The 24724-nt window shown below is 73.8% G+C and carries 22 protein-coding genes; 13 read left to right on the plus strand and 9 right to left on the minus strand.

Translation table 11 applies throughout. From position 1 onward, the window contains the following. Positions 1 to 39: 39 nt before the first annotated feature. The gene (locus tag ACN9MS_RS04095) at positions 40 to 1086 is read right to left on the minus strand and encodes a LacI family DNA-binding transcriptional regulator (protein WP_426310840.1); all 1047 of its coding nucleotides are present in this window, start codon (positions 1084 to 1086) and stop codon (positions 40 to 42) included. Positions 1087 to 1197: 111 nt separating this feature from the next. Here ACN9MS_RS04095 and ACN9MS_RS04100 point away from each other — a divergent pair, with 111 nt between their 5' ends. Next, positions 1198 to 1689, plus strand: coding sequence for a hypothetical protein (locus ACN9MS_RS04100; protein ID WP_053369478.1), 492 nt, complete (start codon positions 1198 to 1200; stop codon positions 1687 to 1689). A 9-nt stretch (positions 1690 to 1698) separates the two neighbouring features. On the opposite strand, the gene ACN9MS_RS04105 is transcribed toward ACN9MS_RS04100, so the two are convergent. Then, positions 1699 to 2031 (minus strand): cupin, encoded by a 333-nt coding sequence (locus tag ACN9MS_RS04105; protein WP_047231440.1) that lies wholly within the window; start codon positions 2029 to 2031, stop codon positions 1699 to 1701. Positions 2032 to 2149: 118 nt separating this feature from the next. Between ACN9MS_RS04105 and ACN9MS_RS04110 the strand changes: the two genes are divergently transcribed. The 3 genes from ACN9MS_RS04110 to ACN9MS_RS04120 all read left to right on the plus strand — a co-directional run bounded on the left by ACN9MS_RS04110 (position 2150) and on the right by ACN9MS_RS04120 (position 6018). Then, positions 2150 to 4219, plus strand: coding sequence for an ABC1 kinase family protein (locus ACN9MS_RS04110; protein WP_426310841.1), 2070 nt, complete (start codon positions 2150 to 2152; stop codon positions 4217 to 4219). 308 nt (positions 4220 to 4527) lie between these two features. Continuing rightward, complete coding sequence (locus tag ACN9MS_RS04115) at positions 4528 to 5385, plus strand: hypothetical protein (RefSeq protein ID WP_426310842.1); 858 nt, start codon at positions 4528 to 4530, stop codon at positions 5383 to 5385. Positions 5386 to 5586: 201 nt separating this feature from the next. Continuing rightward, positions 5587 to 6018, plus strand: a complete 432-nt coding sequence (locus ACN9MS_RS04120; RefSeq protein WP_426310843.1) for a hypothetical protein — start codon at positions 5587 to 5589, stop codon at positions 6016 to 6018. Here the strand turns inward: ACN9MS_RS04120 and ACN9MS_RS04125 are convergent. From ACN9MS_RS04125 to ACN9MS_RS04135, 3 genes are all read right to left on the minus strand, one after another. After that, positions 6015 to 7790 carry an ABC transporter ATP-binding protein gene (locus tag ACN9MS_RS04125; protein WP_426310844.1) on the minus strand — a complete coding sequence of 592 codons (1776 nt, stop codon included), beginning with the start codon at positions 7788 to 7790 and terminating at the stop codon, positions 6015 to 6017. The two genes, ACN9MS_RS04120 and ACN9MS_RS04125, sit on opposite strands and share 4 nt — an antisense overlap. A gap of 50 nt (positions 7791 to 7840) precedes the next feature. Next, positions 7841 to 8794 carry a universal stress protein gene (locus ACN9MS_RS04130; protein WP_426310845.1) on the minus strand — a complete coding sequence of 318 codons (954 nt, stop codon included), beginning with the start codon at positions 8792 to 8794 and terminating at the stop codon, positions 7841 to 7843. A gap of 266 nt (positions 8795 to 9060) precedes the next feature. Next, positions 9061 to 9708, minus strand: coding sequence for a hypothetical protein (locus ACN9MS_RS04135; protein ID WP_426310846.1), 648 nt, complete (start codon positions 9706 to 9708; stop codon positions 9061 to 9063). A gap of 279 nt (positions 9709 to 9987) precedes the next feature. Between ACN9MS_RS04135 and ACN9MS_RS04140 the strand changes: the two genes are divergently transcribed. From ACN9MS_RS04140 to ACN9MS_RS04175, 8 genes are all read left to right on the plus strand, one after another. Then, complete coding sequence (locus ACN9MS_RS04140; RefSeq protein WP_426310847.1) at positions 9988 to 12555, plus strand: ATP-dependent Clp protease ATP-binding subunit; 2568 nt, start codon at positions 9988 to 9990, stop codon at positions 12553 to 12555. A gap of 551 nt (positions 12556 to 13106) precedes the next feature. After that, positions 13107 to 14252 (plus strand): ABC transporter substrate-binding protein, encoded by a 1146-nt coding sequence (locus ACN9MS_RS04145; RefSeq protein ID WP_426310848.1) that lies wholly within the window; start codon positions 13107 to 13109, stop codon positions 14250 to 14252. Next, positions 14249 to 15112 carry an ABC transporter permease gene (locus tag ACN9MS_RS04150; RefSeq protein ID WP_426310849.1) on the plus strand — a complete coding sequence of 288 codons (864 nt, stop codon included), beginning with the start codon at positions 14249 to 14251 and terminating at the stop codon, positions 15110 to 15112. Before ACN9MS_RS04145 ends, ACN9MS_RS04150 begins: the two co-directional genes overlap by 4 nt. Beyond that, positions 15088 to 15891 (plus strand): ABC transporter ATP-binding protein, encoded by an 804-nt coding sequence (locus ACN9MS_RS04155; RefSeq protein ID WP_426310850.1) that lies wholly within the window; start codon positions 15088 to 15090, stop codon positions 15889 to 15891. Before ACN9MS_RS04150 ends, ACN9MS_RS04155 begins: the two co-directional genes overlap by 25 nt. Next, positions 15888 to 17291 carry an LLM class flavin-dependent oxidoreductase gene (locus ACN9MS_RS04160; RefSeq protein ID WP_426310851.1) on the plus strand — a complete coding sequence of 468 codons (1404 nt, stop codon included), beginning with the start codon at positions 15888 to 15890 and terminating at the stop codon, positions 17289 to 17291. The genes ACN9MS_RS04155 and ACN9MS_RS04160 overlap by 4 nt, the downstream gene beginning before the upstream one ends. Further along, a complete protein-coding gene (locus ACN9MS_RS04165; RefSeq protein WP_426310852.1) occupies positions 17288 to 18364 on the plus strand; it encodes an LLM class flavin-dependent oxidoreductase in 1077 nt (358 codons plus the stop codon). The genes ACN9MS_RS04160 and ACN9MS_RS04165 overlap by 4 nt, the downstream gene beginning before the upstream one ends. A 129-nt stretch (positions 18365 to 18493) precedes the next feature. Beyond that, positions 18494 to 19351, plus strand: coding sequence for a putative protein N(5)-glutamine methyltransferase (locus ACN9MS_RS04170; RefSeq protein ID WP_426310853.1), 858 nt, complete (start codon positions 18494 to 18496; stop codon positions 19349 to 19351). A 135-nt stretch (positions 19352 to 19486) separates the two neighbouring features. After that, positions 19487 to 20047 (plus strand): hypothetical protein, encoded by a 561-nt coding sequence (locus tag ACN9MS_RS04175; protein WP_426310854.1) that lies wholly within the window; start codon positions 19487 to 19489, stop codon positions 20045 to 20047. Between the two features lie 3 nt (positions 20048 to 20050). Here the strand turns inward: ACN9MS_RS04175 and ACN9MS_RS04180 are convergent, their stop codons facing one another. Next, positions 20051 to 20719, minus strand: a complete 669-nt coding sequence (locus tag ACN9MS_RS04180; RefSeq protein ID WP_426310855.1) for an ATP-binding protein — start codon at positions 20717 to 20719, stop codon at positions 20051 to 20053. Between the two features lie 60 nt (positions 20720 to 20779). On the opposite strand from ACN9MS_RS04180, the gene ACN9MS_RS04185 reads away from it, so the two are divergent. Further along, on the plus strand, positions 20780 to 21460 hold the full coding sequence (locus tag ACN9MS_RS04185; RefSeq protein WP_426310856.1) for an NUDIX hydrolase: 681 nt from the start codon (positions 20780 to 20782) through the stop codon (positions 21458 to 21460). Between the two features lie 53 nt (positions 21461 to 21513). On the opposite strand, the gene ACN9MS_RS04190 is transcribed toward ACN9MS_RS04185, so the two are convergent. The 3 genes from ACN9MS_RS04190 to ACN9MS_RS04200 all read right to left on the minus strand — a co-directional run bounded on the left by ACN9MS_RS04190 (position 21514) and on the right by ACN9MS_RS04200 (position 24685). After that, on the minus strand, positions 21514 to 22173 hold the full coding sequence (locus ACN9MS_RS04190) for a LutC/YkgG family protein (RefSeq protein WP_426310857.1): 660 nt from the start codon (positions 22171 to 22173) through the stop codon (positions 21514 to 21516). Next, on the minus strand, positions 22170 to 23768 hold the full coding sequence (locus ACN9MS_RS04195; protein WP_426311821.1) for a LutB/LldF family L-lactate oxidation iron-sulfur protein: 1599 nt from the start codon (positions 23766 to 23768) through the stop codon (positions 22170 to 22172). The genes ACN9MS_RS04190 and ACN9MS_RS04195 overlap by 4 nt, the downstream gene beginning before the upstream one ends. Before the next feature lie 122 nt (positions 23769 to 23890). Beyond that, complete coding sequence (locus tag ACN9MS_RS04200; RefSeq protein ID WP_426310858.1) at positions 23891 to 24685, minus strand: (Fe-S)-binding protein; 795 nt, start codon at positions 24683 to 24685, stop codon at positions 23891 to 23893. Positions 24686 to 24724 lie beyond the last annotated feature (39 nt).

The raw sequence follows: 24724 nt of genomic DNA on the forward strand, positions 1-24724 counted from the left end.
CGCGAGCGTAGGGGAACCGTTTTCCCGCGTCAACAGGGATCAGAGCCGGGGCGTGGACTCGCGGAGCACGACCTCGCCGCGGACCTCGACCCGCCGGGGCTCGGAGTCGTCGTCGAGCGGCGCGAGCGCCAGCGCGAGGGCCTGCTCCCCGACCTCCGTGAGCGGGATGCGCACCGTCGTCAGGGCGGGCGTGACGTCGCGCAGCGTCACGATGTCGTCGAAGCCCGCCACGGCGACGTCCTCGGGGACGCGCAGCCCCGCCTCGCGCGCCGCGGCCATCGCCCCGACGGCCATGACGTCGTTCACCGCGAAGACGGCGACGGGCGGGGTGCCCGCTTCGGGGCGCTCCGGCCCCAGGCGGTCGAGCAGCGCGCGCATCCCGCCGTGGCCGCCGTCGCGCGTGAACGCGCACTCGACGACCGCCTCGCCGGCGACGGGCGAGCCCAGGGCGGCCAGCGCCTCGGTGAAGCCACGCGCCCGGTCGAGCGCGGTGCGGTGGCCCGCCGGGCCCGCCAGCACGCCGAACGCGCGGTAGCCCAGGCCGTGCAGGGCGCGCGCGAGGTCCGCGGCGCCGTCGGCGTTGGCGATCGCCACCGCGGGCAGGTCGCCGAGCGGCTGGCCCACGAGCGAGACCCCGCCCCCCGACGCGCGGTAGCGCTCGAGCGCGCCCCGCAGCGCGCCGTCGGCGTCGTCCGCGAGCCGCCCGCCGCCCAGCACGACCGCTCGCGCCCGCTGGCGGTCCATGAGCTCGACGAACGCGCGCTCGCGCTCCGGCGAGTGCCGCGTGCTCGTGAGGGTGACGATGAGCCCGTCGCGGTCGGCCGCGTCGGCGACGCCCGCCGCGAGGGACGAGAAGTACGGGTCCGCGATGTCGTGCACCACGAGGCCGACGCTCGTCGTGCGGCCGCGCGCCATGGCCTGCGCGCTCGGGTCCGGCGAGTAGCCCAGCCGACGGGCCGACGCGAGCACCCGCTCCCGGAGGTCAGGGCGCACCGTGCGGTTCGCGCTCCCGTTGATCGCGCGGGAGGCGGTCGCGAGGGAGACGCCGGCGTCGCGCGCAACCTCGCTCAGAGTGGGTCCGGGCACGGACCCAGGCTAGCGGGACCGCTCCCGCAGCCCGGGTGGGCCGCGCCCGGAGCGGTTACGTTCGACGAGACCGCCACCCACCGCACGGCCGACGTGCCGCAGGAGGAACCCATGACGTCTCACGGTGCAGCACCCACGCCCGGCACGACGGCGCTCCTCGCCCGGGCGCTCGCGCTCGGCGTCGCCGCGGGGTCGCGCAGCAGCCTCGGCGCCGCGGCGCCGGTGCTCGGGGGGTGGGTCGGGGGCGGGTCTCGCGGCGGGTCCGGCGGACCCGGCCTGCTCGCGCGGGCCGGCGCCGTCGCCGGGGTCGTGGGCGAGATGGTCGGCGACAAGCTGCCGCGGACACCGAGCCGGCTCGACCCGCCCGGGCCGGTGCTCCGGCTCGGGAGCGGTGCCGCCGGAGGGATCCTCCTGGCCCGGCACCGCACGGGTCCCGCGGGCGTCGTCGCTGCCGCGGTGGCCGGTGCCGCGGGCGCGGCCGTCGGGACGTGGGGCGGTGCGGCGTGGCGGCGCCTCGCCGTCGGTTCACGCCCCGACTGGCCCGGCGCGGTCGCGGAGGACGTCGTCGCGCTCGCGCTCGCGGCGTGGGCCGTGCGGCGCTGAGCCCGCCGCTCAGGCGTTCGGGACGCTCGTCACCGTGGTGAGGAGGAACGCCGAGTCCTCGAGCGCGCCCACCGCGTGGCGCTCGTGCGTGAGGACCCGGAGCTCGCCCGCGCCCAGCTCGACGTCGCCCTCGCCGAGCGCCGTGACGCGGACACGCCCGCGCAGCACCTGGATCGACGCGGCGGGCGGCGAGTTGTGCTCCCCGAGCTCGACGCCCGCGCGCAGCGCGAGGATCGTCTGACGCAGGGGGCCGTCGTGCAGAACGACCTCGGCGCTGCGCCCGTTCGGGGCGGTCCGGGCGTGGGTGAGGTGGGCGTCGGTGAGAAGGTCGACGTTCGTCATCGGGGCTCCGACCTATGGGGGGAGCTCCATCATGCCGCGCCCGGCGACGCGGTGCCCGTCCCGGGGCGCGCCGCGGGTGTGGTGGTGATCCGCGGCACCGTCCGGAAGAGTGGCGGTCATGCAGGTCGTCTCCGGATTCTTCGTCGGTCTCGTCGGCATCGTCTTTACCGTCGTCATGCTCCTTCTCCTCGCGGCGACGGCGCGGCGCGTCATGGGGGCGGCGGTCGGCTGGATCCGTTCCGCCGTGGTGGCGTTCGCCATGCTCTCCGTCACGTCGTGGGTGCTCACCAACGGCCTGCTCGACGTCGGCTGGTCGCGCTCGGACGGGACGCTCACCGTTGCGCCCGGCGTCGCGCTCGTGGCGATCGTGCTCGCGTTCGCCTGGGCGTTCGTGCTCGGGCTGTGCGTGCTCCTCGTGCTCGAGCTGCTGGTGCCGACCGGCTCGGTGCCCGGGCCGTGGCGCGCGCTGCGCGGCCTGCGGCAGGGGCGACGCGAGACCCGGCGGTACGCGCAGATCCTCGCGATCGGCGTCCGGCACGGCCTCGGCGGGGCGCTCACGCGCGGGGCGCGGCAGCCCGACGGGTCGCGGTTGTCGCGCACCGACCAGCGCCGCCAGGCGGCCGCGCTCCGCGACGCCCTCAGCGACGCGGGCGTGACGTTCGTGAAGTTCGGCCAGGTCCTGTCGACACGCCGCGACCTGCTCCCTGCCACGTTCGCCGACGCGCTCGCGACCCTCCAGAGCGAGGTGCCGCCCGCGCCGTGGTCGCAGGTCGAGGCGGCCGTCACGGGCGCGCTCGGGCGGCCGATCGACGAGGCGTTCGCCGAGTTCTCGCCCGAGCCGCTCGCGTCGGCCTCGGTCGGGCAGGTGCACGCGGCGCGCCTGCTCGACGGGCGGGAGGTCGTGGTCAAGGTCCAGCGCCCCGGCGCGCGGGCGCAGGTCGAGACGGACCTGGCGATCCTCGGCCGCCTCGCGCGCCGCATCGAGCGCGACACCGCGTGGGGGAGGTCGCTCGGCGTCGTCGACCTCGCGGACGGCTTCGCGGCGTCGCTGCGCGAGGAGCTCGACTACACGGTCGAGCTCGAGAACACGCTCGCGCTGCGCGCGGCGCTCGCGCGGGGTGCGACGGGGGAGCGGCGTCCTGACGGCGACGGCGCGGCGGTGGGTCCGCGCGTCCGGGTCCCGGAGGTCTACCCCGAGCTGTCCGGCACGACGCTGCTCGTCATGGAGCGGCTCGACGGCGTCCCCGTCGGCCGCGCCGCGGACGTCCTCGCTGGCCTGGACGACGCCGTGCGCGCCGACCTCGCCTCTCAGCTCCTCACCGCGACGCTCGAGCAGGTGCTCGTCGCGGGCACGTTCCACGCCGACCTGCACCCCGGCAACGTGCTCGTCACCGACGACGGCCGCCTCGGCCTCCTCGACATGGGCTCCGTCGGGAGGCTCGGAGAGCCCGAGCGCCTGGCGCTCGCGGCCGTGCTGCTCGCGGTGGACGCCGACGACGCCGTCGCCGCGACCGACGCGTTGCTCGAGCTGCTCGACGCCCCGGCCGACCTCGACGTGCGCCGCCTGGAGCGCGCCGTCGGGCAGGTGATCGTGCGGTTCCGCGGCGCGGGCGCGAGCGGCGCGATGTTCACCGCGCTGTTCTGGCTCGTCACCGACGCCGGGCTCGCCGTCCCCTCGCAAGTCGCCGCCGCGTTCCGCACCTTCACGTCGCTCGAGGGGACGCTGCGTCTCATCGACCCCGGATTCGACCTCGTCGCCGGGGCCCGTGCGACCGCGCAGCCGCTCGTGCGGCGCGTCGTCACGCCGGAAGGCCTGCGCGAGCGCGCGACGAGCCTCTTCCTCGGCCTCGCCCCCGAGCTCGAACGGCTCCCGCGCCGCCTCGCCAAGATCACGAGCGACGTCGAGGCCGGGCGGCTCACGGTCAACGTGCGGTCGTTCGCCCACCACGACGACCGCGCGTTCCTCACCGGCCTCGTGCAGCAGGTCGTGTCCACCGTCATCGCCGCCGCGGCCGTCGTGGCGGCGGTCGTGCTGGTCTCCGCGGACTCCGGCCCCGAGCTCGTCGAGGGCCTGCGCCTCTTCGCCGTCCTCGGCGCGGCGCTCGGGTTCGTGGGGACCGTCCTGGCCGTCCGCGTGCTCGTCTTCGCCTTCCGAGGCGCACCGGTCCAAGATCGGTCACGGCGATGACATCCCACGAACCGAGGCCGCGACCTGGCGAGTGGGCATTGACAGGTTCGGCGACGACGGGCCAGCTCGCGGGGTGGCGCGTGGAGATTCATGCCGCGGAACCGAGCGGTTAGGACGTGTTCTACTGTCCGCCACGCACCCTGAGCGTCGTGTACAACCCGTGGGGCGAGGACTGGGACGCTGCGCTGGACTACGGAGAGCACTATGGGGTCGTCTGGGATGGTGGCTACGCCAGGTAGCGGATCGGGAACGACGAGCGTCCCGCCGAGCCGGAGCTCGGTGCTGCGGCGTTGCCTGGACACTTCGCCATGGTTGTCGTCTCACGCTCTGCGATCGGTGCGGCCGTGATGCTCAATCCAAGCTTTCAGTTTCTGGCTGCCGATCGCTACGGCCCGTACAAGACGGTCGAACTCTCCGCCGAACCGTCATCGGCTGAGCTGAGTGCTCTGGCGCGGCGCGGGATCGACGGCGTCCTGCTGCTACCGCGGGAGCGTTCGGGAGGGGCCCTCGACCTGGGATGGCTGTCGCACCTGAACCTGCGGTTCTTCCAGGTCCAGGCGCGACGTCGACTTGGTGGCATCCCTGCGGAGACTCTGCGCGACCTCGAAGTGCTGTGGGTTGACGGCACGCTCGCTGAAGCTGTGCAACCGACGGAGGCACCCAAACTGCGTTCTCTCGCGATGCCCGGGGGTGCTCTTGGTGGAGACCTCACCGAGCTGCAGTGCCTGGAGTTTCTCGCGCTGGAGAGGCTCGCGCCGTGCCCACCGCGACAGTGGAGCGGCAGCCTCGATTCCTTGCGTGACCTCCGCCTCGGGTTCAAGGCGGGCAGTAGCGACTATGTGGTCGAGCCTCGTCTCGCTGGCAGCCCCCGCCTCGAGAGGGTCGACGTCGAGGGAGCAACCGTGGCGAGCCTGGACGAGTTCGGGCGGTTGCCCCTCCTGCGCCGTCTCAGTGTCCAGCTACCACGCAACCGACGGCAGAGGCGACAGATCAGCCTTGCGCCTTTGATGGGGTGCTCGATGCTCGAGGAACTGCTGATCGCCGACTCTGGTCGACTCCTCGACGCACAGGTCCTTGACGACCTCCCGCACCTTCGAGCCGTCACCGCATACCGGGACGGCTTGGATCCCTGGCCGGGGGATCGCGACTGGTTGCGCGAGCTCTAGATGTACATCTAGACGACCGTCACGGTGGGCCCCTCACCCGGGGGAAGGGCTCGTCTTCGCGTTCGCACCGAGCCTCCCGACGATCTCGACCCCGGCGCCGATCGGTATGCGCTGAGATCGCCTGGAGCATAGGTGACGAGGAGCGGTGATGACGGACGGTTGGGAGATGATGCGGTCGTGAGATATGTGGAGACGGGTTGGGTGGGCGAGCTTCAGGGCTACGCCTTCGATCCCCGCCGGTACCTGGAAGTCCTGCCAGGTCTCATCGGGTCCCTGCCTCCCGGGGCGCGCGACTTCATCGCGGAGGAGACGCACTACGACTTCACGTCCGACCGGTGCGTCAAGGACCTCGTCCTCGGTCGCGTCATCCTGCGGGGTGGCGACGCGACGGTTGTCTTCGACGGGAGCCCGTGGAAGCACCGTGAGGGCCTGACCCTCGATTACTCCGGCGTGCAGAGCTTCGACTACGACCTGGCCACCGCGCGAGAGGACTACTACGGGAACCCCGCGATAATGCTCGACGAGATACTGCCTCTGGATGAGGGGTTCAGCCATGAGATGGCGCTCGGCACGGGAGACCTGATGATCGTGGCGCGCGAGCTCACGTTCTCCTGGCGATCCCCAAAGTCCTAGGCGGCTGGTGCCACGTGCATCTGCGCGTACGTCCCGCCCGCGGCGACGAGCTCGTCATGGCTGCCCACCTCGACGACGCGGCCGTGGTCCATGACGACGATCCTGTCGGCGCCGCGGACGGTCGTGAGCCGGTGCGCGACGACGAACGTGGTGCGACCGCGCATCAGCCGCCCGAGCGCCTCCTGCACGAGCCGTTCGGACATGGTGTCGAGCGCGGACGTCGCCTCGTCGAGGACGAGCACGCGCGGGTCGCGCACGAGAGCGCGGGCGATGGCGAGCCGCTGGCGCTGCCCGCCCGAGAGCCGGCCGCCGCGCTGACCGATCACGGCGTCGAGGCCACCCATCTCGGTGACGAAGTCCCACGCGTTCGCGTCGCGCAGCGCCTGCTCGACGGCGGTGTCGGTGAGGTCGGGGCTGCCGTACGTGACGTTGTCGCGGACAGACCCCTCGAACAGGATCGACTCCTGCGGCACGACGGCGAGGAACCGGCGGTAGGAGCGCAGGTCGACCGTCGCGGTGTCGACGCCGTCGACCAGGACGCGCCCCGACGTCGGCGCGAGGAACCCGATGACCATGTTGAGCACGGTCGACTTGCCCGACCCCGAGGCCCCGACCAGGGCGACGGTCTCGCCGGGCCGGGCCGTCAGGGAGAGGTGGTCGACCGCGAGGGCGGGCTCCTCGCCCGGCGCGGGGACGTCGTCGTACGCGAACGTGACGTCCTCGAACGCGACGCAGCCCTCGACCTGGTCGAGCACGCACTTGCCGGCGTTGCGCTCGACGTCGGGCTCGCCGAGCACCTCGCCCATGGACCGCACGGACTCCAGGCCCTTCGTGATGATCGGCGCGAGGCTCAGCAGCCCCGTCACGGACGCGGTGAGCGTGACGAAGTAGCTCGACAGCATGACGACGTCGCCAGGCGACACCGCGAACGTCTGCGTCCACGCGACCCACGCCGCGCCGACGAGGCCCGCGACGGACAGCACCTGGAACACGATCCACGACAGCGCGCCGAACCGGCCGTTGACGACGTCGAGCCGGATCCCCGCCTCGCGCACGCGGTGCAGCACCGAGCCCATGCGGTCGAGCTCGCGCTCCTCGAGCGCGTGCGCGCGCGTCACGGGGATGAGGTGCGTCATCTCGGCGACGCGCGCGGACATGTTCTCCACCTCGGCGCGGAACGCGGCGTTGCGCGTGGTCATGCGGCGGCGCATCGCGACGACGAGCCAGGCCGCCGCGGGCACCGTGAGGGCGAAGATCACGAGGAACTCCGGGACGCGCACGGCCGTGAGCACGACCGCGCCGACGAGCGTCGTGAGCGCGGCCATGCCCGAGTCGAACGTGGTGCGCGACGCCTCGACGACGTTCTCGACGTCACGGACGATCTTGGCCTGGAGCACGCCCGCGCTCACGCGGCGGTGGTAGCCGATCGAGAGCTCCTGGAGCCGGCGCGAGAGCGCCATGCGCAGCCCGTTCTCGACCGTGCGCACGGCGGTCGAGAGCCACCGCACGTAGAGCGTGTGCAGCGGGAGGTTCTGCGCGACGACGGCGAGCATGATCGCCCCCGTGATCCACAGCTCCCGCAGGGGTCGGTGCTCGACGACGACGTCGATGACCGTCGCGGTGAGCGCCGGAATCACCCACACGGGCGAGTGCTTGACGGCGAACGCGAGCGCCGCCGCGGCGAGCCGCCCGCGCTGGGGCGCGAAGAGCCGGGTGACGGTGCGGACGGGTCGGGAGCCGTCGTAGGTGTCCTCGATCTGCACGTGCCACATCGTCCACCCGCGGTGCGGGCGGCGTCGAATCGTTTCGAGGGGCGAAACCCTCAGTCGTCGTGGGCGCCCGAGGGGTGGGTCGCGTCCGGGGGCCGCACGACGGTCACGGGGCAGTGCGCGTACTCGACGGCGTGCCGGCTCACCGAGCCGAGCAGCAGGCGGTCGAACCCGCCGACGCCGCGGTTGCCGAGCACGAGACGCTCCGCGTGCGACGACGCCTCGATGATCCCCTTCGCGGCGTGCACGTGCTTCACGCTGCGCACGAGGCGGTCGTCGGGAAGGTCGACGCCCGCAGCCTCGAGCGCGGCGTCGAGCTTCTGGGAGGCGAACTTCTCGTAGTCGTCGATCGGCGGCGTCCATCCCCACGAGTCGGGGAGCGGCGCGAGCGAGACGATCTGCCAGCAGAACAGGGCCTCGAGCGTCGCGCCCGTGCGCCGCGCGACGTCCGCGCCGTGCCGCAGCGCCTGGACCGACGTCGACGACCCGTCGACGCCGACCACGACGGGCCGGGCGTGGTCGTGGCGCACGTCGGGCGTGCCGCGCACCACGGTCACGGGGACGGTCGCGTGCTGCACGACGGCGGTCGGGACCGACCCGAGGACCATGCGGCCGAGGCGTCCGCGGCCGCAGCGGCCGAGGACGAGCAGGTCGGCGTCGTCGCCGTCGTCCGGGTCGAGGTGGACGTCGTCCTGGACGGGCTGGGCCGTCCCGGGCTGGGCGAGGGCGAGCAGGACCGCCGCGGGGCTGCCGCGCTCGGCGAGCGCGGTGGCCGTCACCGCGTCCGGGCCGAGGCTCGTGCGGGCGCGCGCGGCGTCCAGCCACTCCTGGACCAGCGCGCGCTTCTCCTCGCCCGCCGCGTCCGGGACGTCGCCCGACGTCTGCCGCGACTCGAACGCGAGCGCTGCCGTGAGCGGCGCGCCCCGGTCCGCCGCCTCGCGCAGCGCCCAGTCGAGCGCGCCGCCGGACTCCTCCGACCCGTCCACACCGACGATCACGCCGCGCATCCCCGCCACCTCCGCCCGGTCGGCCGACCGCGTGCGCCGTCGGCGTGCTGTCCCGGCGCCGTCGCCCGGCACCGGTCGTGACTCGACCCTAGGCCGCGAGGGCGCGATCCGCCCGGGACACCCGTCCCTGATCGACGGCCGAGGGTCACCGGTTTGCGGCCGAACCCGGGGTCGTCGTCCCGGCCGCCGCCGAACCCACCCGTATCCCCGGGCTCGGCGGGCCGGTTGACCGCAACCCCGGGCTCGGCGTCGGGCCGATCAGGGCGTCAGAACCTCGGCTCGGGCTCGTCCTGGAGGATGTTGCGCAGCGGGCGGGTCACGACGTCGACGCGCGCGAGCAGGTCGGCGGGTCCGGAGACGACGAGCGCCCGGTCGTCCAGCGGGACGTACACGGCTGCGTGCTCCCGCACGGTGACGTGCAGGCACGCCCGCGGCTCGCCGTCGACCACGAACGTGGTGCGCGTGACCGTCGCGACGTCGACCTCCTCGACGATCGCGCGCATCGCGGCGCGGTACTCCTGGTAGGAGTCGAGGAAGTCGTCGTCGCCCGGGGTGTCGGAGTGCAGCGGCGCGGCGAGCGCGCCGCTGAGGGCGGTGCGGACGATGTCCTCCGCCTGCTCGTCGTGGGCTGCCAGGACGCGCAGCGTCTCGACGTCCAGCGTCTCGCCGGTGAACGACACGTAGGAGCGCAGGAACCGCTCCTCCGCCGGGTCGTGCGCGCCGTGCCCGGCCCCCGTGAGCGTCTCCTCGTCGAGGTCGAGGCCCCAGGTCAGCGGGTCGTCCACCTCCGCGACGACGCCGTGGAACCGGGCGACGACCTGCTCCCACGTGGCGGGCGCGCTCGTGGACGGCGCGTCACGCTCGTCGGCTCCCGGCGCGGTGGGGTCCTCGGGCTGCTGGTCCGGCTGGTGCATCGCTCTCGCCACCCTTCTGGCCGTCCGTGCGGGGCGCACTCCCGAGCCTGCCCGGGGCGCGCGTCGCGGTCAACGCGCCGCGCGCGTGTCGGGCCGGGTGATCTGCGCCCGACGGCGTCCGGCACGCCCGCAGGTCACGGCCCGACCCCTCTTTCACGCCCCTGGCGAACAACGGCATACGGAGGGGGTGCGGCTCGTTCGAACCGCATAGAGTCAATGCGGTCAGGCTTGTACCCGTCGTCCGGCGGGCAGGTGTACGCCGCTCACGAGGAGCAGCACATGTTCGAGAGATTCACAGACCGAGCCCGTCGGGTCGTCGTCCTTGCCCAAGAAGAGGCACGGATGCTCAACCACAACTACATCGGCACCGAGCACATCCTCCTCGGCCTCATCCACGAGGGCGAGGGTGTCGCGGCCAAGGCGCTGGAGTCCCTCGGGATCTCCCTCGACGGCGTCCGCACCCAGGTGACCGAGATCATCGGCGAGGGCCAGCAGGCCCCGAGCGGGCACATCCCGTTCACGCCGCGCGCCAAGAAGGTGCTCGAGCTGTCGCTGCGCGAGGCGCTCCAGCTCGGCCACAACTACATCGGCACCGAGCACATCCTGCTCGGCCTCATCCGTGAGGGCGAGGGCGTCGCCGCCCAGGTCCTGACGAAGATGGGCGCCGACCTCAACAAGGTGCGCCAGCAGGTCATCCAGCTCCTGTCCGGCTACCAGGGCAAGGAGCCCGTCGCCGCGGGCGGCCCCGCCGAGGGCCAGCCGTCGGGGTCGGCCGTGCTCGACCAGTTCGGGCGCAACCTCACCCAGGCCGCGCGCGAGGGCAAGCTCGACCCGGTCATCGGGCGCAGCCTCGAGATCGAGCGCGTCATGCAGGTGCTCAGCCGTCGCACCAAGAACAACCCGGTGCTGATCGGCGAGCCCGGCGTCGGCAAGACCGCCGTCGTGGAGGGCCTGGCCCAGGACATCGTGCGCGGCGACGTGCCCGAGACGCTCAAGGACAAGCAGCTCTACACGCTCGACCTCGGCGCGCTCGTGGCCGGCTCGCGCTACCGCGGTGACTTCGAGGAGCGCCTCAAGAAGGTGCTCAAGGAGATCCGCACGCGCGGCGACATCATCCTGTTCATCGACGAGATCCACACGCTCGTCGGGGCAGGTGCCGCCGAGGGCGCGATCGACGCCGCGAGCATCCTCAAGCCGATGCTCGCGCGCGGCGAGCTCCAGACCATCGGCGCGACGACGCTCGACGAGTACCGCAAGCACGTCGAGAAGGACCCGGCCCTGGAGCGCCGCTTCCAGCCGATCCAGGTCGCCGAGCCGTCGCTCACGCACGCGATCGAGATCCTCAAGGGCCTGCGCGACCGCTACGAGGCGCACCACCGCGTGTCCATCACGGACTCCGCGCTCGTCTCCGCGGCCACGCTCGCGGACCGGTACATCAACGACCGGTTCCTCCCGGACAAGGCGATCGACCTCATCGACGAGGCGGGCGCGCGCCTGCGCATCCGCCGCATGACGGCCCCGCCGGAGCTCAAGGAGCTCGACGAGGAGATCGCCGAGGCGCGTCGCGAGAAGGAGTCCGCGATCGACGCGCAGGACTTCGAGAAGGCCGCCGGCCTGCGCGACAAGGAGAAGCAGCTCACCGCGAAGCGCGCCGACAAGGAGAAGGCGTGGAAGTCCGGTGACCTGGACACCGTCGCCGAGGTGGACGAGGAGCTGATCGCCGAGGTCCTGGCCATGGCCACGGGCATCCCGGTCTTCAAGCTCACCGAGGAGGAGTCCAGCCGCCTGCTGCACATGGAGGACGAGCTGCACAAGCGCGTCGTCGGCCAGGAGGCCGCGATCAAGGCGCTGTCGCAGGCCATCCGCCGTACGCGTGCGGGCCTCAAGGACCCCAAGCGCCCCGGTGGGTCGTTCATCTTCGCCGGCCCGACCGGCGTCGGGAAGACCGAACTGGCCAAGGCGCTCGCCGAGTTCCTCTTCGGGGACGAGGACGCGCTCATCCAGCTCGACATGTCGGAGTTCTCCGAGAAGCACACCGTCTCGCGGCTGTTCGGCTCGCCCCCCGGCTACGTCGGGTACGACGAGGGTGGACAGCTCACCGAGAAGGTGCGGCGCAAGCCGTTCTCGGTCGTGCTGTTCGACGAGGTGGAGAAGGCCCACGCGGACATCTTCAACTCGCTCCTGCAGATCCTCGAGGACGGTCGCCTGACCGACTCGCAGGGCCGCGTCGTGGACTTCAAGAACACCGTCATCATCATGACGACCAACCTCGGCACGCGGGACATCGCCAAGGGCGTCCAGACCGGCTTCAACGCCGGCGGCGACCTGGTCACGTCCTACGAGCGCATGAAGGCGAAGGTCAACGACGAGCTCAAGCAGCACTTCCGGCCCGAGTTCCTCAACCGCGTCGACGACGTGGTGGTCTTCCCGCAGCTCTCGCAGGCCGAGATCATCCAGATCGTCGACCTGATGATCGCCCGTCTCGACGCCCGCCTGCGGGACAAGGACATGGGCATCGAGCTCACCCCGGCGGCGAAGGTCCTGCTCGCCGAGAAGGGCTACGACCCGGTCCTGGGTGCCCGTCCGCTGCGCCGCGCGATCCAGCGCGACATCGAGGACGTGCTGTCCGAGAAGATCCTGTTCGGCGAGCTCAAGGCCGGCGAGATCGTCCTGGTGGACGCCGACGGCGAGGGCCTGCTCGGGGAGTTCACCTTCCGGGGTGTCTCCAAGGGCGAGCACGACCGCGGTCCGGTGAGCGTGGGCGCGGCTGCCGCGCTCGACGCCCCCACCGGCGTCTCGGTCCGCGACCTGCCCCCGACGGGCGAGCTGCAGGCCGGCGCTGAGTGAGTGGTGTGATCCGCTCCTGAGAGCCTGACGACGTCTGCCCAACGGCAGCGCCTGACACACGGGCCCCGATCCTCCTCCGGGAGGGTCGGGGCCCGTCGTCGTCCCGCCGGGGGAGAGCCGGGGCCCCGCGAGGTAGAACGAGCGGTCGCGAGGTAGAGCTCGGCGCGTCCTACCTCGCGACCGGTGGTTCTACCTCGCCGTCGAGGAGCCGGCGCCGTTGCACGGCGTTACGTTCGTCCTCCTCGTGGGACGGGGCGCGATGCTCCTTTCCGGGTGGTGCGCGTGCTGGCAAAGTCGCCGCATGCAGACGACACCGGGGGGCCTTGTCGCCGTCCCCGCCGCCGACGCCGGGCACGTGCCCGGCCTCGCATGTCGTCGCGCGACCGACTCGCGGGCGTGTCGTCGCGCCGCGTGTCGTCCGACCCCGTGCCGCTGAGCACGTCGACGCACTGACCGACGGCCGCCCCGGCCGCCGTCGGGCCCGTTCACCACCTCACCTCCCGCGCGCGGCTTCCGCATGCCCCCGTGCGCTCTCCCCGAGAGGACTCGCCATGCCCGCACACCCGCTCGTCCGTTCCTCCGCACCGCCCGGCCGTTCGTCGGGCCGTCCGTCGGGTCGTCGCAGCGCGACCGCCGTCGCGCTCGGCCTCGTCGCGCTGCTCGCGACGGGCGCGTGCGGCGCCGCGCAGGCCTCCGGCGGCACGGACCCGGCCGACGGCGCGGCCCTCGCGGCCGACGCCGACCTGCCCACCGACGTGCCCGAGGGCACGGTCCTGCGGATCGGCGACCCGACGACGCAGAAGGCGTTCGAGCTGGCCGGCGACGACCTCGACAGCGACTTCTCGTTCGAGGTCGAGTGGGCCAACATCTCCGGCGGGCCGGCGACGACCGAGGCGTTCCGTGCCGGTTCGCTCGATGTGGGCGCGGTGGCCGAGATCCCGCCGATCCACGCGACGTGGACGGGCCTGGACGTGCAGATCTACGCGTCGATCTACCGCGAGAACTGGGAGGACGCGCCGATCTACGAGTTCGCGGGCGCTCCGGGCGTCGAGCTCGACTCGCTCGAGGACTTCCGCGGCCACCGCATCGCGTTCAGCCCGGGCCAGGCGCAGGGCGCGATCGTGCTCAAGGCGCTCCAGGAGGCGGGCCTCACGCAGGACGACGTCGAGCTGGTCGAGCTGCCGAGCACGGGCGACGTCTACTCGACGGCGCTCGCCGCGGGCGAGGTCGACATCGCCCCGCTGGGCGGGACGCAGCTCTTCCGCTACCTGGCCACGTACGAGGCCGACGGCGCGACCTCGGTCAAGCACCACCTGCGCGACGACGCCTCGCACCTCTACGGCCCGACGGAGGTCGTCGAGGACCCGGCCAAGGCCGCGGCGCTGCGCGAGTACGTCGCCGCGTGGGCGGCGGCGAAGATCTGGATCGACGAGCACCCCGAGGAGTGGAAGCAGGGGTACTACGTCGAGGACCAGGGCCTGAGCGAGGAGGACGCGCAGTACCTCATCGACCACGCGCCGGTCCCGGACATCCCGTCCGACCTCACCGAGGGCATCGAGCGCACCCAGGCGACGATCGACCTGCTCGCGACCGAGCTCGACCAGGAGCCGTTCGACGCCACCGACCTGTTCGACGAGCGCTTCGGCCCGGTCGCGGGCGAGGCCGCGGCCGCGGCGCGCGACGGGGGCACGCAGTGAGCGCGGCGGTCGTCGACCGGGTGGACCTCGCGGTCCCGAGGCTCGACGACGCACCCGCGACTGCCACGGACGTGCGCCCCCGCGGCACGCGCCTGGGGCTGGGACGACCGATCCCGCTCGCCGCGCTCGTCGGCGTGACGCTCCTCGCGGGCGTCTGGTCGGTCGGGTCCGCGACGGGGCTCATCGACCCGCGCGTGCTCTCCGCGCCGTGGACCGTCGTCACGACGGGCGCGGAGCTCGTCGCGAACGGCAAGCTCGGCGCGCACCTCGGGGTGTCCCTCACGCGTGCGGCGCTCGGGCTCGCGTTCGGCATCGTCGCGGGCGTCGTGCTCGCGCTCGCCGCCGGGCTGAGCCGGGTCGGCGACGCCGTGCTCGACGGCCCGATCCAGGTCAAGCGCGCGATCCCCAACCTCGCGCTCCTGCCGCTGCTCATCCTGTGGTTCGGGATCGGCGAGGAGATGAAGGTCATCACGATCGCGCTCGGGGTGTTCATCCCGATCTACCTGCACACGCACAACGGGTTGCGGGCCATCGACAGCCGGTACGTCGAGCTCGCCGAGACGGTGCAGCTCTCGCGCTGGCAGTTCGTGCGCCGCGTGATCCTGCCCGGCGCGCTGCCCGGGTTCTTCCTGGGCCTGCGGTTCGCGGTGACGGGGTCGATGCTCGCGCTCGTCGTCGTCGAGCAGGTGAACGCGACGGCCGGCATCGGCTACATGATGGAGCTCGCGCGGACGTACGGGCAGACGGAGACCATCCTCGTCGGCCTCGTGGTCTACGGCGTGCTGGGCTACTCCGCGGACCTCGCCGTGCGTCTCCTGCAGAGGAGGGTGCTGTCGTGGCGGCGCACGCTGGAGGACTGACCGTCCAGGAGGACCGCCCGACGGCGGTCGGCGCGGCCGTGCGGGTCCGCTCGCTCGTGCGGTCGTACGGGGAGAAGCGGATCCTCGACGACCTCGACCTCACCGTGGACGACGGCGAGTTCGTCGCCATCCTGGGCCGCTCGGGCTCGGGCAAGAGCACGCTCCTGCGCGCGCTCGCCGCGCTCGACCACGGCGTGGCCGGCTCGGGCGAGGTCGTCGTCCCGGACCAGGTGTCCGTCGTCTTCCAGGACTCGCGGCTCCTGCCGTGGGCGCGCGTGCTGGACAACGTGGTGCTCGGTCTCGACGCCGGGGCGCGCGGCCGGAGCGCGGCGCGCGACGCCGGCCGCGCGAGCCTCGCCGAGGTGGGGCTCGCCGGGCGCGAGCGCGCGTGGCCCAACGAGCTCTCGGGCGGCGAGCAGCAGCGCGTGTCGCTCGCCCGTTCGCTCGTGCGCTCGCCGCGGCTCCTGCTCGCCGACGAGCCGTTCGGCGCGCTCGACGCCCTGACCCGCATCCGCATGCACGCGCTGCTGCGCGACCTGTGCGCGCGGCACCGCCCCGGCGTCCTGCTCGTGACGCACGACGTGGACGAGGCGATCGTCCTCGCGGACCGCGTCGTCGTCCTCGACGAGGGACGCATCGCGGCCGAGCGCCGCATCGACCAGAGCTACCGCCCCGGTGAGGCGCGCGACCCCGCCGACCCCCGCTTCTCCCGGCTGCGCACCGAGCTGCTCGACGCGCTCGGCGTGGTCCGGGACGACAGGAAGGACACCGCCGCATGACGCGCTACGACCCCACGGGCCACCGCCCCGGTCGCCTGCACCTCAACGCGTTCCTCATGAGCACGGGCCACCACGAGGCGTCGTGGCGGCTGCCCGAGAGCGACTCGTCGTGGACGTCGACGAACATCGCGCACCTGCAGCGCCTCGCGCAGATCGCGGAGTCCGGGAAGCTCGACTCGATCTTCTTCGCCGACGGGCCGGGGCTGCGGTCCGACGTCGGGCGCCGTCCGGCCGGGTCGCTCGACCCGCTCATCGTCCTCACGGCGATCGCGACCGTGACCGAGCGCATCGGCCTCATCGCGACGGCGTCGACGACGTACAACTCGCCCTACAACCTCGCGCGGCGGTTCGCGTCGATCGACCACGTCTCCGGCGGCCGGGCCGGGTGGAACGTCGTGACCACGGCGGGGCCGGACATCGCGCGCAACTTCGGCCTCGACGACCAGCCCGCGCACGCGGTGCGCTACGAGCGCGCGGCGGAGTTCCTCGACGTCGCGTTCCAGCTGTGGGACTCGTGGGAGGACGACGCGGTGCTCGCGGACAAGGACGCGGGCGTGTGGGCGGACGCGTCGAAGATCCACGCCCCGGCGCACGCGGGGACGCACTTCTCCGTGCACGGCGCGCTCACGACGCCGCGCTCGCCGCAGGCACGGCCGCTCATCGTGCAGGCCGGGTCGTCCGAGGACGGCAAGGGCCTTGCCGCGCGCTACGCGGAGGCCGTGTTCACGGCGCACCAGACGCTCGACGACGCCCGAGCGTTCTACCGCGACCTCAAGGCCCGGGCGGTCGCCGCCGGCCGGGACCCGGGCACGGTGAAGATCCTGCCGGGGATCGTCCCCGTCATCGGGTCGACCGAGGCGGAGGCGCTGGCCCGGGAGCGCGAGCTCGACGAGCTCATCGTCCCCGAGTACGCGCGCGCCCAGCTCGCGAAGACGCTGCGCCTCGCGCCCGAGGACCTGCCGCTCGACCGCGAGCTGCCCGACGACCTGCCCACCGAGGACGAGATCGAGGGCGCCAAGAGCCGCTACACGCTCATCGTCGAGCTCGCGCGGCGCGAGCGGCTCACTGTGCGCCAGCTCATCGGGCGGCTCGGCGGCGGGCGCGGGCACCGCACGTTCGCGGGCACCCCCGAGCAGGTCGCCGACGCGATCCAGGACTGGTACGACGCCGAGGCCGCCGACGGGTTCAACATCATGCCCGCGGTGCTGCCGTCGGGGCTCGAGCAGTTCGTCGAGCACGTGCTGCCCGTGCTGCGGGAGCGCGGCCTGTTCCGCGAGGAGTACGAGGGCCGCACGCTGCGCGAGCACTACGGGCTCGAGCGGCCGGTCAACCGCTACGCGGCCGGCGTGGGCACGACGTCCGACGGCGGCGCGCGCGTCCTCGAGGAGGCCCTCGCATGAGCGCCGAGCACCTCTGGTACATCCCGAACCAGGTCCGTCCGGGCCACCGCGGGGACGACGCGGTGGCAGGCCACAACAGCCTGGACACCCTGACGAGCCACGCGCACGCCCTGGAGCGCCACGGGTTCGCGGGCGCGCTGCTCGGGACGAGCTGGGGGCGTCCCGACACGTTCACGGTCGCGACGGCGCTCGCGGCCCGCACCACGACGTTCGAGCCGCTCGTCGCGATCCGGCCCGGGTTCTGGCGGCCCGCGCACTTCGCGTCCGCCGCCGCGACGCTGGACCACCTCAGCGGCGGCCGGCTGCGCGTCAACATCGTGTCCGGGACCGACGGGCAGGAGGCGTACGGCGACGGGGAGACGGACCCCGCGCACCGGTACGCGCGCACGCGGGAGTTCCTCCAGATCGTGCGCCGCCTGTGGACGGAGGAGGAGGTCACGTACGCGGGCGACCACTTCTCGGTGACGCGCTCGTCGCTCGGGCCGCGCCCGGTCGTACGCGGGGACCGGCAGCACCCGCGGATCTACTTCGGCGGTGCCTCCAAGGCGGCGGAGCGCGTCGCCGCGACCGAGGCCGACGTGCAGCTCTTCTGGGGCGAGCCGCTCGACGGGATCGCCGAGCGCATCGACCGGCTGAAGCGGCTGAGCGCCGAGCTGGGGCGCGAGCACGCCCCGCTCGAGTTCGGGCTGCGGATCACCACGTTCGTGCGCGACACCACCGAGGAGGCGTGGGCCGACGCCGAGGCGAAGGTCGCGGAGCTGGCTGCGCGGTCCCAGGAGGCCGAGGCGTGGTCCGCGCGCGACCGAGGGCGGCGCACCGCCGTCGGGCAGCAGCGGCTGCTCGACCTCGCGGCGCGCGGCGAGGTGCTCGACGACAACCTGTGGACGACGCCCGGCCGGTTCGGTGGCGGGGGCGCGGGCACGACGTGGCTCGTCGGCTCGGCGCAGGACGTCGCGAAGTCACTGCGGCGCTACCAGGACCTCGGCGTCACGCACTTCGTCCTCTCCGACACCCCGTACCTGCGCGAGATCGAGCGCCAGGGCACCCGGCTCCTCCCGCTCCTGCGCGACTGAACGTCCCAGATCGACCCGTGCGTCTGAGATCGGCCCTCAGGAGGCCGATCTCGCGACGCACGGGTCGATCTCGTGGCGGTAGGGCGACCTCGGCGCGGAGGCGGCGCCTCCCGGAGTAGCGTCCGGGAGGTGGACCAGAACCGGCTCGACGACCTCACCGCCCGCCTGCGCGCCGCCGGGTGCGTCTTCGCGGAGGACGAGGCCGCGCACCTCGCCGAGCGGGCCGACGACGACGCGCACCTCGAAGAGCTCGCCGCGCGCCGCGTCGCGGGCGAACCGCTCGAGCACGTGCTCGGGTACGTCGACTTCCACGGGCTCCGCGTCGCCGTCGACCCTGGGGTGTTCGTGCCGCGGCAGCGCACCACGCTCCTCGTCGACGAGGCGGTCGCGCTCGGGCGGCCGGTCGCGCGTGGGGCGGCGACCGGGCTGCCCGACGGCGCAGCGGAGGGTGAGCCCGGCAGGTCGCCCGTCGTCGTGGTGGACCTGTGCTGCGGCGCGGGGGCGCTCGGGCTCGCCACCGCGGCAGGCCTCGGCGGCGCGGACGCGGTGGCGCTGCACGCGAGCGACGTCGACCCGGCCGCCGTCGCGTGCGCCGGGCGGAACGTCGCGGCCGTCGGCGGCACCGCGCACGAGGGCGACCTCTTCGACCCGTTGCCCGACGTCCTCCGCGGGCGCGTGGACCTGCTGCTCGCCAACGTGCCGTACGTCCCGACGGGCGAGATCCCGCTCCTGCCGCGCGAGGCGCGCGACCACGAGGCGCACGTCGCGCTCGACGGCGGGAACGACGGGCTGGACGTGCTGCGCCGCGTCGCGGCCGAGGCGCCGGACTGGCTCGCGCCGGGCGGCCACCTGCTCACGGAGTCCGGCGAGCGGCAGGCGCCGGGCGCCGTCGACGTCCTCGAACGAGCCGGTCTGCGGGCGCGCGTCGTCCGGGACGAGGAGATCGGCGCGACGATCGTCGTCGGGACGCTCCCCGCCGAGCCGTGAGGGATGGCCCTGGCGCTTCCCGCGGTGGGGGCCCCCACGCTCGCCGGACCCGGACGGGCTCCCGCTCCCGTGCAAGGATCCGGCCGCTCGCGACAGGTGCTGGACGAGGGCCGGCGGACGGGCGGAGGGGCGGCGATGACGAGCGACCGGCGGGGACGACGGCGTGGGCACGGACTCGCCGCAGCGCTGCTCGTCGCGGTGCTGCCCGCGTGCGGCGGCCCGGGAGGCCTGGTCACCGCGTGCCCCGCGGTCGGCTACTCGGCGCGCCTCGAGGTCCGGCTCGACGACTCCTGGGCGGACCGGGACGCCTACGGCGTCGCGGTGAGCTGTGTCGGCGTCGAACCCTGCGGGCTGGTCCGCGACGGGACGATCTCGATCGACCCAGAGCCGATCCCTACGACGCTCCCCGTGCACCCGGTCCCGCCGAACCAGCCGGACCAGCCGGAGGCTGTCGAGACCTCGCCCGAGGCGACGGCGGAGGACACGCCGACCGAGCCGTCGCGCGGAGAGTGGACGGGCTCCGCGCTGAACGGCCCCGCCGGGCCGATCGTCGTGCGCGTCGTGGAGCTCGCGTCGGGTGACGTCGTGGTCGAGCAGGAGGTGGATCCGGAATACCTCCCGACGACCGGCGACCTCGGCGCCGGCTGCGGTGGGCCGTCCGTCGCGACGGTCGAGATCGCCGACCCCCTGGCCTGACGGCTACGCCGACGGGCGGACGAGCAGGGCGCGGATCTCCTTCTCCGCCTGCGCGGGCGTCAGCGCACGGCAGCCGAGCGACTCCCAGTGGCGCACGAGCGCGGGCTCGGCGCGCAGGAGTCCCCACCCGCGCCGGAACAGCGTGAGCGGAGGCTTGCGCATCTCCGCGAGGTCGCGGAGCAGGCGGAACCAGAAGGTCACGAGACGCGGCCGGCGCAGGCAGATCGCGTCGGCCAGCACGTCCTGCGCGCGGCACGCCGCGACGATCTCCGCCGCGAAGATCCCCTCGGCCAGCACGACCCGCGCGCCCGTGACGTCGAGATGCGTCGTCCCGGTGCGGCGCGACGTCGGGATGTCGTAGACCGGCACGTCCGCGTGCCCCGTCCGCGCGAGGTCGACGAGCGCCGCGACGGCGCCCGTGGCGTCCCACGAGCGCGGGTCGTCCCAGTCGACGATGCCGAACCGTTGCGGCAGGTCGGGGTGGTCGTGATCGAGGTAGAAGTCGTCGAGCGCGACGACCGGGAGGCCGAGGCGCCGCGTGAGCGACGTCTTGCCGGAGCCGGACGCGCCCGTGAGGAGCACGATGCGCGTCGGCACCTCGCGCGAGCCCGGCGGGAGGTCGAAGAGGCCGGGGTCCGTGGCGGGAGTGTCGTCGTGCTGAGGGTCGCTCACGGGACACCATTCTCGCAGCGCCGCGCGAGGACGGTCGCGCGGCCCGCGTAGCCTTCCCGGGTGACCGCCCTCGACCCCGCCGCGCTGCTCGCCCGCGACGCCCTCGCCCGCCTCGACCGCTGGGAGCCGGTCGACGAGCGGCAGGCGGCGCTCGCGGCCGAGTACCGCGCGTTCGTCCGCGGCGACGACGACTCCGGACCGCGCGCCGACGCCGTGCGTCGCGACGGCGGCCCGCAGCACCTCACGGCGAGCTGCTTCGTGCTCAGCCCGGACCTCGACCGCGTCCTGCTCTGCTTCCACCGCAAGGGTCAGTTCTGGGTCCAGGTGGGCGGCCACACCGAGCCCGGCGACACGACGCTCGCGGGTGCCGCGTACCGGGAGGCACGCGAGGAGAGCGGTCTCGACGACCTCGTCCCCTTCGACCCCGACCCCGGACCGTCCGTCGACCTGGGCGACGGCTCGGGCGACGGGCACCAGGACGTCGTCCTCGCGGCGCCCGTCGACGTGCACCGCCACGATCTCGCCGCCGCGTTCGGCACGTGCCGGACGCACTGGGACGTCGGGTTCGTCGCGTTCGCCGACCCCGACACGCGGACGGCCGTCAGCGACGAGAGCGAGGACGTCGCGTGGTTCCCGGTCGACGCGCTCCCGGCGGGCACGCCGGACGACTTCCCGGTCCGCCTGGCGACCGTCCTCGCCGAGGTGCGCCACCGCCGCCGGGCAGGACTCCTCGCGAGGTAGAACGCGCGGTCGCGGCGTAGAACGTGCAGGTTTCTACCTGGCGACCGCGGGTTCTATCTCGGCGCCAGGATCACGTGGAGCGTGCGCGGGCCGTGGACGCCCTCGACGCGCGAGAGCTCGATGTCGCTCGTCGCGCTAGGGCCGCTGATCCACGTCTGCGGTCGCTCCGGGTGCGCGGCGAGCAGCCGCACGGCCTCGGGGACCGTCCCCACGACCTGGTCGGTGCGCACGACGCACACGTGCAGGTCGGGGACGAGCGTGATCGCGCGGCGGCCCTGGTCGGGCTCGCCGTCGAGCACGATCGTGCCGGTGTCGGCGATCGCGACGCGTGCGGCCGTGACGACGGCGTCCACCCGGTCCAGCTCGTCGGGCGTGCGCGGGTCGTCGCGTGCGTCGGGCACGACGGCGGTCGCGGCGCCCAGCGCGCCCAGCCACGCGTCGTCGAGCCCTGGCGGCACGACGACGGACGTCGCGTCGGCGAGCAGGTCGCCGATGATCGTGGCCACCTCGGCCGGCGTCGCGGCCACGTGCACGTGCGCCCGGTAGTCGACGAGCCGGTCGACGAGGACGTCCACGGCCTCCGGCGACCCCGGCGCGAGGTCGCCGCGCTCGCGGTACGCCCGCGGGACGGAGCCGGACGCCGCCGAGCCGGTCGCCGTCGACCCGCCGAGCGCGGCGCGCACGCGGGCGAGGACGTCGTCGCGCGCGCTCATCGGCCCTCACCCCCGTCGCCGAACCCTGGATCGTTCCCCAGCGAGGGCTCATCCTGAGGAGTGATCCCGGGTTCGGCGAGCCCTGGGTTGTTCCTCTCCGCAGCCCGATCCTGGGGAGGGATCCCGGGGTCGGCGGGTGGGGCGGCCGTGGGGCGGTCGCGCCACCAGTCGCGGAAGGTCTGCTTCGCGGGGGCCGGGAGGTCGCGTGAGCGGGTCCACGCGGACGCCGGCGGCGGGAGGGTCGAGATCCGGCCCTTCGGGCCGGCGACCACGCGCCCCAGACCCGCCGCCTTCTCCGCGAGCTCGAACCGCCGCGCGTCGGACATGACGAACGAGGCCGCCTTCATCGCGGCGCCCCAGCCTGTGGGGCGGCCGCGGTCGGCGTCGACCTCGCGCGCCCGGAGCTCGACGAGGATCGACGGGATGTCGATCTTCACCGGGCACACCTCGTAGCACGCGCCGCACAGCGTGGATGCGTAGGGGAGCGAGGCGTTGGGGTCGTGGTGGCCGGACAGGCCGCCGGAGGACTTGGTGAGCTGCGGCGTGAGGATCGCGCCGATCGGGCCGGGGTACACCGACCCGTACGCGTGGCCGCCCACCCGCTCGTACACCGGGCACACGTTGAGGCACGCGGAGCAGCGGATGCAGTGCAGCGCGGCCCGCCCGACCTCGTCGGCGAGGACGTCGGTGCGCCCGTTGTCGAGCAGGACGAGGTGGAACTCCTGCGGGCCGTCGTCAGGCGTGACGCCCGTCCACAGGGACGTGTACGGGTTCATGCGCTCGCCCGTGGACGACCGCGGCAGGAGCTGGAGGAACACCTCCAGGTCGGTGTACGTGGGCACGACCTTCTCGATCCCCATGACGGTGATGAGCGTCTCGGGGAGCGTGAGGCACATGCGCCCGTTGCCCTCGGACTCGACGACGGTGAGCGTCCCCGTGTCCGCGACGCCGAAGTTCGCGCCGCTGATCGCGACCTTCGCCGAGAGGAACTTGCGGCGCAGGTGGGCGCGCGCGGCCATGGCGAGCTCGCGCGGGACGTCCGACAGGTCGGGCGGGGCGTCGCCCATGCGGGCGAGGAAGATCTCGCGGATCTCGGCGCGGTTGCGGTGGATCGCGGGCACGAGGATGTGCGACGGCATGTCGTCGGCGAGCTGGACGATGAGCTCGGCGAGGTCGGTCTCGTACGCCGCGATCCCCTCCGCGGCGAGCGCCTCGTTGAGCCCGATCTCCTGCGTCGCCATGGACTTCACCTTGACGACCTCGTCGACCCCCTTGGCCCTGACGAGGTCCGCGACGATCCGGTTCGCCTCGTCCGCGTCGCGCGCCCAGTGCACGACGCCGCCCCGCGCCACGACGTTGCGCTCCAGCTCCTCGAGGAGCTCGGGCAGGCGCGCCATGACGTCGGTCTTGATGGCGGAGCCCGCGTCGCGCAGCGCCTCCCAGTCCGGCACCTCGCCGACGACGGCGGCGCGCTTGGCCCGGATGGTCGAGGTCGCGTGCGCGAGGTTGCGGCGGAGCTGGGTGTTCTGCAGCGCCTCGCGCGCGGCGTCGGGGAACGACCCGCCCCAGCGCAGCGGCGCGTTCGGGTGCGGCACGTCGCCGAACGCGTCGGACGCGGCCCGCGCGCCCGCCGAGGTCCCGTGCCCGCCCGGGCGGGCGACGTCGTCGGGCAGGGTGCGCGCGCCGCGACGCACGGGCAGGCCGAGGAACGTGCGGCTCACCGGGCACCCCCGCGCGTCGACGGGCCGGCCCCGGCGGGGGTGGGCGCGTCCTTGGTGGACGCGAGGATCTCCGCGAGGTGCAGCGTGCGGACGCCCGCGCGGATGCGGGAGAGCCCGCCGCCGATGTGCATGAGGCACGACGCGTCGCCCGCGGTGAGGACCTCGGCGCCGGTGGACTTCACATGCGTCATCTTGTCGGCGAGCATCGCGGTCGACGTCTCGGCGTTCTTCAGCGCGAACGTGCCGCCGAACCCGCAGCACGCCTCCGCCGCGGGCAGCTCGACGAGGTCGATGCCCTCGACCGCGCGCAGGAGGCGCAGCGGCTTGTCGCCCACGTGGAGCATGCGCAGCGAGTGGCACGTCGGGTGGTAGGTGACGCGGTGGGGGAAGTAGGCGCCGACGTCGGTCAGGCCCAGCACGTCGACGAGCAGCTCGGAGAGCTCGTACGTCTTCGCGGCGACCGCGTCGGCGGTGCGTGCGAGCTCGTCGAGCCCGGCGCGTCGGCACACCATGCCCTGCTGGTGCCGCACGGACCCGGTGCACGACCCGGACGGGACGACGACGGCGTCCCACTCGCCGTCGAGCACGGGGGAGAAGGCCTCGACGTGGTTGCGCACGACGGGGACGGCCTCGTCGAGGTAGCCGGTGTTGACGTGCATCTGGCCGCAGCACGTCTGGCGCTCGGGGAAGAACACCTCGTGCCCGAGGCGCTCGAGGAGGAGGGCGGTGGCGCGCGGTGCCTGCGGGAACATCACGTCGCCGATGCAGGTCGCGGTGAGGGCTATACGCATCGTTGCTCCGGGGGAGGGCGAGTCGGTCCAGTCTCGCCG

Source organism: Cellulosimicrobium sp. E-16, assembly GCF_049913115.1.
In the GTDB taxonomy this organism is placed as follows: domain Bacteria; phylum Actinomycetota; class Actinomycetes; order Actinomycetales; family Cellulomonadaceae; genus Cellulosimicrobium.

Excerpts from the sequence above, each read along its gene's own strand:
- ACN9MS_RS04110 (WP_426310841.1), top strand. The coding sequence starts at position 2,150 with ATGCAGGTCGTCTCCGGATTCTTCGTCGGTCTCGTCGGCATCGTCTTT.
- ACN9MS_RS04165 (WP_426310852.1), top strand. The coding sequence starts at position 17,288 with ATGAGCGCCGAGCACCTCTGGTACATCCCGAACCAGGTCCGTCCGGGC.
- ACN9MS_RS04190 (WP_426310857.1), bottom strand. The coding sequence starts at position 22,173 with ATGAGCGCGCGCGACGACGTCCTCGCCCGCGTGCGCGCCGCGCTCGGC.
- ACN9MS_RS04140 (WP_426310847.1), top strand. The coding sequence starts at position 9,988 with ATGTTCGAGAGATTCACAGACCGAGCCCGTCGGGTCGTCGTCCTTGCC.
- ACN9MS_RS04130 (WP_426310845.1), bottom strand. The coding sequence starts at position 8,794 with ATGCGCGGCGTGATCGTCGGTGTGGACGGGTCGGAGGAGTCCGGCGGC.
- ACN9MS_RS04200 (WP_426310858.1), bottom strand. The coding sequence starts at position 24,685 with ATGCGTATAGCCCTCACCGCGACCTGCATCGGCGACGTGATGTTCCCG.
- ACN9MS_RS04145 (WP_426310848.1), top strand. The coding sequence starts at position 13,107 with ATGCCCGCACACCCGCTCGTCCGTTCCTCCGCACCGCCCGGCCGTTCG.
- ACN9MS_RS04175 (WP_426310854.1), top strand. The coding sequence starts at position 19,487 with ATGACGAGCGACCGGCGGGGACGACGGCGTGGGCACGGACTCGCCGCA.
- ACN9MS_RS04160 (WP_426310851.1), top strand. The coding sequence starts at position 15,888 with ATGACGCGCTACGACCCCACGGGCCACCGCCCCGGTCGCCTGCACCTC.
- ACN9MS_RS04115 (WP_426310842.1), top strand. The coding sequence starts at position 4,528 with ATGGTTGTCGTCTCACGCTCTGCGATCGGTGCGGCCGTGATGCTCAAT.
- ACN9MS_RS04105 (WP_047231440.1), bottom strand. The coding sequence starts at position 2,031 with ATGACGAACGTCGACCTTCTCACCGACGCCCACCTCACCCACGCCCGG.
- ACN9MS_RS04135 (WP_426310846.1), bottom strand. The coding sequence starts at position 9,708 with ATGCACCAGCCGGACCAGCAGCCCGAGGACCCCACCGCGCCGGGAGCC.
- ACN9MS_RS04125 (WP_426310844.1), bottom strand. The coding sequence starts at position 7,790 with ATGTGGCACGTGCAGATCGAGGACACCTACGACGGCTCCCGACCCGTC.
- ACN9MS_RS04100 (WP_053369478.1), top strand. The coding sequence starts at position 1,198 with ATGACGTCTCACGGTGCAGCACCCACGCCCGGCACGACGGCGCTCCTC.